The organism is Corynebacterium striatum ATCC 6940 (assembly GCF_000159135.1).
GTDB classification, from domain to species: domain Bacteria; phylum Actinomycetota; class Actinomycetes; order Mycobacteriales; family Mycobacteriaceae; genus Corynebacterium; species Corynebacterium striatum.
Genome location: NZ_GG667581.1, coordinates 1 through 241 on the forward strand (window position 1 = coordinate 1; position 241 = coordinate 241).

General features: G+C 52.3%; 1 pseudogene. It reads left to right on the top strand.

The window, feature by feature from the left end:
- A pseudogene (locus HMPREF0308_RS14285) lies at positions 1-241 on the top strand (response regulator); the annotation flags it as partial.

Here is a 241-nt window from a genome sequence, read left to right on the forward strand (position 1 = left end):
GGCCGTGACAACGAAGTCGATAAAATTCTCGGCCTCGAAATCGGTGCAGATGACTACATCACCAAACCGTTCAACCCGCGTGAACTGACGATTCGTGCACGCAACCTACTGTCCCGTACCATGAATCTGGGTACTGTCAGCGAAGAACGTCGTAGCGTTGAAAGCTACAAGTTCAATGGTTGGGAACTGGACATCAACAGCCGTTCGTTGATCGGCCCTGATGGCGAGCAGTACAAGCTGC